This window comes from Pirellulales bacterium (assembly GCA_035533075.1).
Lineage (GTDB): Bacteria > Planctomycetota > Planctomycetia > Pirellulales > JAICIG01 > DASSFG01.
Genome location: DATLUO010000260.1, coordinates 19,294 through 29,155, shown reverse-complemented (window position 1 = coordinate 29,155; position 9,862 = coordinate 19,294). Strand labels below are relative to the sequence as shown.

The following is a 9,862-nucleotide window of genomic DNA, read 5'->3' as shown; positions in this document are numbered from 1 at the left end:
TCAAACATCGCGCAGCCGTGGTAGCATCCTGCATGGTGGCGTTCCTTCCGTGAACTGTGGCTTGTAATCAACCAGAGTTTCACGGAGGACCGCTGCTTTCACCAATACGAGTTTTGTTGAAGTCGCGGCCGATTCCGTCCTGTCCGCAGGCGTTTTTGTCGCGTTTTCGCGGGACTGGGCGGATCGCACCCCGTCCAACGAGGTGCGCGGCCAATCCTGTGCAGGGCATCCCGGCGCGCCGGGATGCCGTTCCGCCGAATTGAGCGGTCCGGTCTTTTAGCACTTTGAGCGCTGGCTGCACGGATCGGCTGGCGCGTGCAGGCAAAAGCGCCACGCGCGGCACCGGCTCCCATTGCGCGGGGAAGTCCCGGCATTCATCGCTCAGAGCTAGGTCAAGCAGCGTGCCATCCATGATGGACGTGCTCTTTACCCGGGAACACCAGCGGGGACCAGATCAGTCCGCCAAAAAAACGGGTTCGGCGAAGCTTTACATCACGCTGGCCACGCCGCACCTGCGTCCGCAACGGCGCCCAAACGAAAGCGCCGCGCGCGCGGCGCTTTTGTTAAGCAGCGCGGTCGATATCGGTGGGCCGGCGCTCGCAAGCTCGCTGCTCCCACCCTATCACTGCATCCATCAATCGACGAATAACGGAGCGCTGGCGAGGCGCAAAGCGCCCTGTACGGCTCCTCGTCGAGTGGTGCCGGCAACGGCGGTGGCTTGACACTCGATTTTGCCAGGGTTAGATTCAATTTCCAGGGAAGAGTTGCAAGTCTTTGAGGCACTCCAGTCAGGTATCGAGTGACCACGGTAGCGCGTTCCGCCACGGTCCGACGTCGCGCGGCGAAAATCGGACAATCCGAACAGGTCTCGGCGTATGAGCAAGTGGCCAGCATGCTGCTGGCGCTGCTCATATTGATCGGGTCGGTGGTGTTTTGCCTGCTCGTCGCCTGGCTGGGCATGCACGTCTTTTTTCCGCCGCTGAAGTCGGTGCCGGTGCGCATCGAGCAGGTCGGCGGCGGCATGGAAAGCGGCGTCGTGGGCGAGAGCATGCAGCTCGATTCGCCCACTCCCCAAGACATTGCGGCCGAGAGCGACCTGAGCGAGCCCGAGTTGCAGGAAACCTTGCAGACGGTCATCGATGTCGCAGCCCTCAATCAGGTTGACATCGCCGATCCTTCCATCAGCGACGAGGAGACGACCAAAAGAGGCGGCGGACAACAGACCGGCACCGGCAACCGGCCCGGCTATGGTTTCGGTCCCGGCAAGCCGGGCATTCCGCCCCACATGCGTTGGGAAATCAGCTTCGGCGACGGCAACACCTTGGATATCTACGCCCGCGAGCTCGACTTTTTCGGCATCGAGCTGGGCGTATACACCACCGGCCGCGTGACCTACGCCAAGAACCTGGCCCGGCCCAAGCCCGAGGTCTACACCGGCCCCAGTTCGGCCGACAAGCGGCTCTACATGTCGTGGCGCCAGGGCAGGTTGAAAGAGGCCGACCGCGAATTGATGGCCCGCGCCGGCGTGGCCGCCGCCGGCAAGGTCGTGTTGCAGTTCTACCCCGACGCCACCGAGCAGATCCTATTGCACCTGGAGCACGACTTCAAAGGCAAAGACGCCTCGACCATTCGCAAGACCCGCTTCGGCGTTCGTCCGGCCGGGCGAGGCTATGAGTTTTACGTCATCGATCAAAGTTATCTTTAGTCCCGCGGCCCCGAAGTGGCGCTGTCCAACTAGACACGAGCGAGTAACGATTCATGGGAGACATGAGCGGGCTGGTAGAATTTGCCGGCAATTCCATTTACGGGCTGCAAGCCTTCGACGCCCTGTGGGGGGCGTTCTGCATCATCGTCGTTTGGCGGCGGCTGGCGCAAATTCGCTTCAAATCGGAAGATCAGCAAAACGAGTTTCTCGAGCCGCTGCTCGACGCGGCCTCCGCGGGCGATTTCGAGGGCGTCACGGAGATGTGCGAAGAAAGTCCGCGCATCGTGCCGCAGCTTATCTTGTTGGCCGTCAACAACCGCGACTTGGGCTACAACAAAGTCAAGCAGCTCGTGGCCGACCGCTTTCAGCGCGACGTGCTGGCGGAGATGGAATATCGCATCACCTGGGTGGTGACGATGATCAAAAGCGCGCCGATGCTCGGGCTGTTGGGGACGGTGCTGGGCATGATGGCGGCCTTCGGCAAGCTGGCCGGTTCGCAGAAAGTCGACGCCACGCACCTGGCCGGCGATATTTCGTTGGCGTTGATCACCACGTTCGTCGGACTCACCATCGCCATACCGTTGAGCTTGGTGCTGGCCAGCGTGCAGATTCGCACGCGGAAAATGGAAGACCTGGTCGGCGACGGACTGGGGCGGTTCATGGAAGTGTTCAAGGCGACGTTCGAGCAACAGCCGGCCGAGCCGGTGCGGAGCTAGGCGAGCGGCACGCGTGAGCGTGCCGGTAATTTCCTATGACGAACGAATTCGAAGCCCACTACAATCCGCACGACGAACCGGACGAGCCGGCGATTAAACCGCGCAAGGCGGCGGTCGAAGACACGGAGATGGACATCACTCCGATGATCGACTGCACGTTCTTGCTGTTGATCTTTTTCACGGTCACCTCGACGCCCGACGCTCAGACCGCGCTCGAGCTGGCGCCGGCCAAGCACGGGGTGGGCGTGAGCGTTCAGGACTCATTCATTATTTCGGTGGCCGATGCCGGCGAGGGAAAACCGGCCGATATCTACCTGGCCGACGGCAAGGTGGGCAAAGCCCTCGAGGGCACGCCCGCCGAACAGGACGCGGTCATCAAACAGGCGGTCGAAGAAGCGTTGGCCGCCGGAAAAGCGAACATTCTGATCAAAGCCGAAAAAGGCGTGCTGCACCGCGACGTGTCGCGCGTGGCCAGCGCGGCCGGCTCCGTCGGCGACGTGGGGCTGAACCTGGCGGTGATGGAGTCGAAATAGCCCATGGTCCGCTTCAATTGCTCCGACTGCGGCAAGCGTCTGAAGGCGCCCGAGGAGTACGTCGGGCGGCAGGTGCAATGCTCCGGCTGCGGCGGAGTGCAGACGGTGCCGGCGGGCGAAGAGCTGGAAATCGTGCATGCGGTGCCCTCCATGTCGGTGACCTCATCGGCCGCGCCGCTGCCGGCCACCGGCGACGAAGAGCCGGTGATCGGCGGCAAGCCGTCGGGCACTCAGGACGACGGGCTCGACATGACGCCGATGGTCGACGTCACGTTTCTGCTATTGATCTTTTTCATGGTCACGGCGGCCTTTGCCTTGCAGAAGTCGATCAAGATTCCCACGCCCGACCCCACCGACAGTTCGACGCAAAGCCGCACGGTGGAAGAGCTGGAGCAGGACGACGACTACATCATCGTGCGCATCGACAAAGACAATACCGTTTGGGTGAACGACTCCGAGGCCCCCAGCGCCCAAGACTTGTTGGCCAAGCTGAAAGACGCCCGCAGCGGCGACGCGGGCACCGAGTCGGAAGGTCCCTCCAAGCTGCTGGTGATGGCCAGCGGCGAGGCGCGGCACGAGACGGTGGTGATGGCGCTCGACATGGGCACGGCCGCCGGCATCGACGACGTGCGGCTTGCCAGCGGAGGGGATGACGAATTCTAATGTGTAGGGTGGGACCAGCGAGCTTGCGAGCGCCGGCCCACCGATTTGCGGCGTCAGGTTTCAGGCGTCAGGCGTCAGCACAAACAACCTGATGCCTGATGCCTGACGATGGTGGGTCGGCGCTCGCAAGCTCGCTGGTCCCACCCTACCCCTGAACCCTGAACCCTGAACCCTGAACCCTGAACCCTTTGATGCCCGATATCTCCACCATCATCGCGACGATCGAAGACAGCAATCTCGTTTCCGACGAGGTCGTCGATGAGCTGCGCCAAAGATTGGAGAAATCGAAGCAGCCGGCGGACCTGAAATCGGCCATCAAGTGGCTGGTGCAGAAAGAGCACATTACCTCGGAGCAGGGGCGTCGGCTGATCGCCCGCGCCGGCGGCACGACGGCGTCGGCTGCCCGGCCGGCACCGCCCGACGACGATTTGAAGCTCGTGGACGACGAGGCGCCGGCCGCTCCACCGCCGCCGAGACCGGCCAAGACGTCGGCGCCGAGAGCCGCGGCCCCCAAGGTTCCGCAGGTCGATGACGATCTGGAGTTGTTTCCGCAGGACGATGCGGCCCAGGCGACGGAGCCCGCGACGGCACCGGCGCCGCCCTCGAACAAGCAGCCCGCCGCGCGGTGGGCCGGCTCCCCGAAGCCGGCTTCCGGCCGCCGAGCGCCACCGCCCGAACCGGCCTATGAAGCGGCAGCCGATGCCGACATTTTCGGCGCCGCGAACGGGCAAGGCGGTTATGCGCAGGCGGAAGCGATCGGCGAAGAGCGCCAGCGGAAAAGGGCCCAGGCCGCACAGCGCAACATCTGGGATTCTCCACTGTTGCTGACCGTCGGCGGGACCGTGTTGCTGCTCTCGATCGTCGGCGGCGTGCTGTACTGGCGGCTCGGCCGCTTGACGGGCGAAGAAGCCTATCGCCAGGCGAACGATTTTTACAAGGCGGGCTCGTACACCCAGGCCATCGGGGCCTACGACAAGTTTTTGCAAGACTTCCCCGACGATCCGCAAGCGAGCATCGGCCGCGTGCAACGTGGCATGGCCCGCATGCGCCAGGCCGTGGAGGGCGCCCGCGATTTCTCGAAGACCTTGGCGACCGCCAAGGGGATTTTGAGCGAGATCGCGACCGAAGAAAAGTTCGGCGAGGCGCAAGACGAGCTGCGGGCCCTGTTGCCGCAAATCGCCGAGGGCCTGGCGAAACAAGCGGCCGCCAAGCCCGACACGAAGCTCGTCGAAGAAGGAGAAGAAACGCTCAAGCTCGTCGACAAGTACATCCGCAAGTCGTTGCGACCCGAGCAGAAGTTGGCCGACGTGCGGGCCTCGCTCGAACTGACCAAGCGCACGATGGGCCGCGACCAGGCGCTGAGCGACGCCGTCGCCGGAATCGAGAAGGCGATCGCCGAAGGATCGCCGCAAGCCGCCTATCAAATCCGCAAAACGCTGCTGAAGCAGTATCCGGCGCTGGCCGGCAACGAAGCGCTGCAAACCGCGGTGCTGTCTCTGTCGAAAGCCGAACAGCAGGCCGTGGTCTACAAGCCCGAATCCCAGGAGGCGGCGCCGGCCGATACCCAATCGCCGGTCAAAGCAGAAGTCGTGCTGGGCGGCCGGCAAGGCAAAGACGCGCCGGGCGTCAAGGGCCGGTTGGTCGAGATGCTGGCCGGCGGCGCGGTGTTTTGTTTCGAGGCCGACACCGGCCAGATTCTCTGGCGCCGCTTCGTCGGTTACGACACCAGCTACGTCCCGCGGCCCATCACCGTCGATCCCGATAGCGATCTGCTGCTGGTCGACGCCCAGCGGAACGAAGTGCTGCGCGTCGAGCGCCGCACGGGCGCGCTGAAGTGGCGGTACGCGGTGGGCGAGCCGTTCGACGCGCACCCGGTCGTGGCCCGCGATCATGTCTGGATCGCCACGCGGCAAGGAAAGCTGGTGCGGATCGAGATCGAAACGGGCAACTCGCCGGGCTACGTCGAATTGCCGCAGGGGCTGCGCGTGGCGCCGGCCTTCGATTCGCGCGGGCAGACGTGCTATCAGCTCGGCGAGCATTCCAATCTGTTTTCGCTGTCGGGCCAGACCTTCCAGTGTCAGGAAGTGTTGTATTTGGGGCAGGAGCCGGAAAGCATTCACGTGCCGCCGCTGGTCGTCAGCCCCTACGTTTTCGTGGTCGAAGACCAGGGCGCCGGCGATTCGCTGCTGCACGTGTTGATGGCCGACGAGAACGGCACTCAACTTCGCCAGGGGCAGGAGCCGATCACGCTGGCCGGGCATGTGCTTTCGTCGCTGGAGGCCGACGGGCGGACGCTGGTGGCGGCCACCGACCGTGGAGCGATCTACAGCTTCGAAATCAATCCTCCCGATCCCGGTCCGCCGTTGATCAAGGTGGCTGAGAAGCCTGCCGAGGACCGCGCGCCGCTGGTCCGCTATCCGAAGCTCAAAGGCACGCAGCTTTGGGTCGGCGGACTGGCGCTTACGAAGTACGACGTGCAGGCCTCGCGCGGCAAGCTCGACCCGCGGTGGGTCAAGGACGAAGGGGATACCTTCCTCGAACAGCCGCAGGTGATCGGCGACGTGCTATTTCACGCGCGCCGTCAGGGAGACCAGCCGGAAGTGATTGTGGCGGCGGTCAGCGCTCAAGACGGCACTCGATATTGGGAGACGCGGGTGGCCGCGCCGCCCGCCGGCGCGCCGATGACCGACGCCAAGTCGGGTCGAACGCTGCTGTTCAATCGTGTGGGTACGCTGTTCGATTTGTCGCCCGATACATTCGAGAAGAGCGGCGCACAAAACGCGGCAGGCTCGCCGGCCGACTTCCGGGAATCGTTTTCCGGCGCGGTCGGCGCGACGGCGTTGGCCGGTGGCGGGGCCGCGATCTCGGCGACCACGGTCGGGCCGCGCGCTTTGGTCGCGACGGAAACAAACAAGCTGCGTTGGCTCCAGTTGCCCGACCCGTTGGGCGCGCCGGCCATCAGCTTTCAGGGCGGCCTGTTGGCGCCGGGCCGGATGGGCCAGGTGCTACTGCTGGATCCTGCCACCGGGGCGAGCCTGGTGCAGCCATTCCAGCCGCGATTGGAACGCGGCGCGGAATTCCGTTGGACCACGCCCATGCACTTGAACGAGCGCGAGGTGTTGTTGTCGGACGGCCAGTCGAAGCTCTATCGACTTACCACGGTCGCCAAGCCTGAACCGCACCTGGCGGCGGTGGCCGAAGCGAAATTGCCTGGGCCGATTACGGCGCCGCTGGCCGTGGCGGGCAAGACGGTTTTTGCCGTCAACGGCAGCGGAGAGCTGGTCTCGTTCGCCGTCGGCGAGCCGGGCACAAACACGCTGACCGGGGGCAAGTCGTGGCCGTTGTCTCCGGCCACCGCCTGGGGACCGTACGCCGCCGGTTCTCAGGTGCTGGTGGCCACCACGAACGGCCGGCTGCTTTGCGTCAACGACCAGCAAGAACAGCTTTGGCAGGTGGAACTGAAACACGGGCCGCTATCGGGCACGCCGCTGATGTCGGCCGACGACGTATTGCTGACGACCAAGTCAGGACGGCTCTGCCGGCTGGCGCTTGCTTCGGGCGAAGAGTTGGGCGTGGTCGATGTGGGTGAACCGATCGCCGCGGGGCCGGTGGCGCTGGGCGAGCGGCTGTTGCTGGCCTCCCACGGCGGCGCTTTGTTGGTGGTGGCCCGGCCGTGAGGATCGTGGTAGGGTGGGACCAGCGAGCTTGCGAGCGCCGGCCCACCGATTTGACGCGTCAGGTTTCAGGCGTCAGGAAAGGCAACCTCACGCCTGATGCCTGACGACGGTGGGCAGGCGCTCGCAAGCTCGCTGGTCCCACCCTAGGTCGATCCCGATATGAACACGAAATGAAGATCATGACGCCACTGAAGGAGAAACTACCGGGAGGCTTGCGCCTCCCGCTCGCCCTCGCGCTGGCGACGCTCACGCTTGCGCAGCTCGTTTCGGCGCAACAGCCCGATGAACCGGCGATCGACGAAGCCAAGCTGCGGATTTATGAAGATGAACCTTACGACGAAATCATCCTCAACGATGAAGCGCATACCGTCGTCAAGGTCCGGCCGCTGGATCTGCCGGAGCGGCGTCCGCCCGATCCTGCCGCCTTCAGAAAAAAGGGCCAGAAAATCGTGGTCCGGCAGATCGACGACCCGACGGAAGACTACGAAATCCGATGGATCGACATCGCCGAGGTCAAACTCTTCGAATACATGGTGCTCGACGAGGCACGCGAACTGGTGCGTGCCGGCAAGGACGACCCGGCCAAGTTCGACGAAGCCTACGACTACTTCGTTTTCTTGAAACGCACGGCGCCGAAACTGGAAGGGCTGAACGCCGCCCTGGCCGACTACTTGTATGAAGACGCGGGAAGCTGGCATCGCCGCGGAAAGTACGAAAATTCTCTGGCGCTGCTGAACGAACTGTGGGAAGTCGATCCCCAGTACTCCAAACTTCCCTCGGCCTTGGGCGCCACGACGCAAAAGTTGATGGAGCCGTATCTGGCCCGCGACGACTATCCCGCGGCGCGGAGGCTGCTGGCGCGGCTGGCGAAAAAGTTTCCCACGAACTCCGTGATCGTCAAGTTTCGCGAGCAATGGACCAACGAGGCGCGGCAGATCATCGCCGAAGGCCGCGAGCGGACCGCCGCCGGCGAGCCGCTGAAAGCTTGGGATCTCGCCCAACGCGTGCTCTACGTCTGGCCGCGCTCGCCGGAGGCCAAATCGTTTTTCGAAGAACTGTATGCCGCCTGGCCCCGCATCGTCGTGGGCGTGACCTCGCCCTTGGGGCCGACCGAACAGCCGCGGCTGGCGAGCTGGGCCGACCGTCGCGACGGGCGGCTGCTGCAGCGGCTGCTGTTGGAGTTCACCGGCAAAGGGGCCGAAGGCGGTCAATACGCTTGCCCGTTCGGAGAGGTAGAACGCACCGACATCGGGCGGCGTCTGATCTTTCGCCTCAAGCGAGACATCCGCTCGTCCGCGGGCGGTCCGCACCTGACGGGTTATGACGTGGCGAGGCAGCTCGTGGTGCTGTGCAATCCGGCCCAGGCCCAGTTCGAGCCGACCTGGGCGGAACTGTTCGGCGGAGTCAGCGTACAAGACGTCTTCCAAGTCGACGTCGATCTGCGCTGGTCTTACGTGCAGCCGCTGGCACTGCTGGAAACGCCGGTCACGCCGCTGCCAATCGCCGGCGCCCCGGCCAATATCGGCCCCTATCTGCGGGGCGAAAGCGCCGCGGGCATGGTCCACTTCCTGAACAACCCGGCCTATTTTGCCGCGCAAGACGGACAACCCAAAGAAATCGTCGAAAAGTATCTGGCCGATTCCAACGCGGCCTGGACGGCCCTGGATCGCGGCCAAGTGCAGTTGGTCGACCGTCTCAGCCCGTGGGAAGTGGAGCGGTATCGGGCGAATCACGATTTCGTGGTCGAGCAATATGCCTTGCCGACGATCCACATGTTGGTGCCCAATCTGCGAAAGCCGTTCATGAAGCACGGTTGCTTCCGCCGCGCGATGGCCTACGGCATCGACCGCGGCGTGGTGCTGAAACACCACGTGCTGCGTGACGGACCGACCGCCGGCTATCAGCTTATCAGCGGGCCGTTTCCGATCGGCAACAGCTTCGAAGATCCGCTGCGTTACGCCTACAACAGCGAAGTGGCGCAGCGCGAGCGGAATCCGCGGCTGGCGCTGGCGCTGGCGCAGGTGGCGCTGCACGACCTGGCCGAGGCCGCCAAGAAGCGGGGCGAGCCGGAAGTCAAAGCGTTTCCGACGCTCGTGCTGGCTCACCCGGCGAACGACATCGCCCGTGAAGCGTGCAAGGGTATCCAGCGGCACCTTCAGGTGCTCAAGTTCACCGTCGAGCTGCGGGAACTGGAACCCGGATTTTATCTTCCGCCCGACGACAACTTCGATCTGCTGTTTCTTGAGGCGATGGTCCAGGAGCCGCTGGTGGATGCGGCGCGCTTGCTGGGCGTGGACGGCGTGGTGGGCGACGCCAGCCCCTACCTGAATCAGGCCTTGGTGAAGTTGGCCCAGGCGACCAACTGGCAAGAGGCGCGGCACATCTTGCAGCGCATCCACCAACTTGTCGCCGACGACGTGGCCGTCATTCCGCTTTGGCAGATGACCGAACATTTTGCCTATCATCGCAGCCTGAAAGGGGTCGACACGAAGCCCGTGCTGCTCTACCAGGGCGTCGAGCGGTGGAAGGGCGTCGTGCGAATTCCCTCGGAGGACTGACGTGGACCGT

The 9,862-nt window shown here is 64.2% G+C and carries 8 protein-coding genes; 7 read left to right on the top strand and 1 reads right to left on the bottom strand.

Translation table 11 applies throughout. The features are described from left to right. Positions 1-79: 79 nt before the first annotated feature. On the bottom strand, positions 80-412 hold the full coding sequence (locus VNH11_32615; protein HVA51130.1) for a hypothetical protein: 333 nt from the start codon (positions 410-412) through the stop codon (positions 80-82). Here VNH11_32615 and VNH11_32610 point away from each other — a divergent pair. From VNH11_32610 to VNH11_32580, 7 genes are all read left to right on the top strand, one after another. Further along, positions 411-722: a hypothetical protein gene (locus VNH11_32610; protein ID HVA51129.1), complete on the top strand. Its 312-nt coding sequence runs from the start codon at positions 411-413 to the stop codon at positions 720-722. The genes VNH11_32615 and VNH11_32610 overlap by 2 nt on opposite strands. 77 nt (positions 723-799) lie before the next feature. Then, complete coding sequence (locus VNH11_32605; protein ID HVA51128.1) at positions 800-1,705, top strand: hypothetical protein; 906 nt, start codon at positions 800-802, stop codon at positions 1,703-1,705. 53 nt (positions 1,706-1,758) lie between these two features. Further along, positions 1,759-2,421 carry a MotA/TolQ/ExbB proton channel family protein gene (locus VNH11_32600; protein ID HVA51127.1) on the top strand — a complete coding sequence of 221 codons (663 nt, stop codon included), beginning with the start codon at positions 1,759-1,761 and terminating at the stop codon, positions 2,419-2,421. Positions 2,422-2,456: 35 nt separating this feature from the next. Beyond that, positions 2,457-2,954 carry a biopolymer transporter ExbD gene (locus VNH11_32595; protein HVA51126.1) on the top strand — a complete coding sequence of 166 codons (498 nt, stop codon included), beginning with the start codon at positions 2,457-2,459 and terminating at the stop codon, positions 2,952-2,954. Between the two features lie 3 nt (positions 2,955-2,957). Further along, entirely contained in the window at positions 2,958-3,617 is a 660-nt protein-coding gene (locus VNH11_32590; GenBank protein HVA51125.1) for a biopolymer transporter ExbD, read from the top strand. Between the two features lie 191 nt (positions 3,618-3,808). Further along, the gene (locus VNH11_32585) at positions 3,809-7,294 is read left to right on the top strand and encodes a PQQ-binding-like beta-propeller repeat protein (GenBank protein HVA51124.1); all 3,486 of its coding nucleotides are present in this window, start codon (positions 3,809-3,811) and stop codon (positions 7,292-7,294) included. 170 nt (positions 7,295-7,464) lie between these two features. After that, on the top strand, positions 7,465-9,852 hold the full coding sequence (locus VNH11_32580; GenBank protein HVA51123.1) for an ABC transporter substrate-binding protein: 2,388 nt from the start codon (positions 7,465-7,467) through the stop codon (positions 9,850-9,852). Positions 9,853-9,862: the final 10 nt, after the last annotated feature.

Bases quoted from the DNA above. Each gene is read 5' to 3' on its own strand.
- VNH11_32610 (HVA51129.1), top strand. From the start codon at position 411: ATGATGGACGTGCTCTTTACCCGGGAACACCAGCGGGGACCAGATCAG.
- VNH11_32615 (HVA51130.1), bottom strand. From the start codon at position 412: ATGGATGGCACGCTGCTTGACCTAGCTCTGAGCGATGAATGCCGGGAC.
- VNH11_32600 (HVA51127.1), top strand. From the start codon at position 1,759: ATGGGAGACATGAGCGGGCTGGTAGAATTTGCCGGCAATTCCATTTAC.
- VNH11_32595 (HVA51126.1), top strand. From the start codon at position 2,457: ATGACGAACGAATTCGAAGCCCACTACAATCCGCACGACGAACCGGAC.
- VNH11_32590 (HVA51125.1), top strand. From the start codon at position 2,958: ATGGTCCGCTTCAATTGCTCCGACTGCGGCAAGCGTCTGAAGGCGCCC.
- VNH11_32585 (HVA51124.1), top strand. From the start codon at position 3,809: ATGCCCGATATCTCCACCATCATCGCGACGATCGAAGACAGCAATCTC.
- VNH11_32580 (HVA51123.1), top strand. From the start codon at position 7,465: ATGAAGATCATGACGCCACTGAAGGAGAAACTACCGGGAGGCTTGCGC.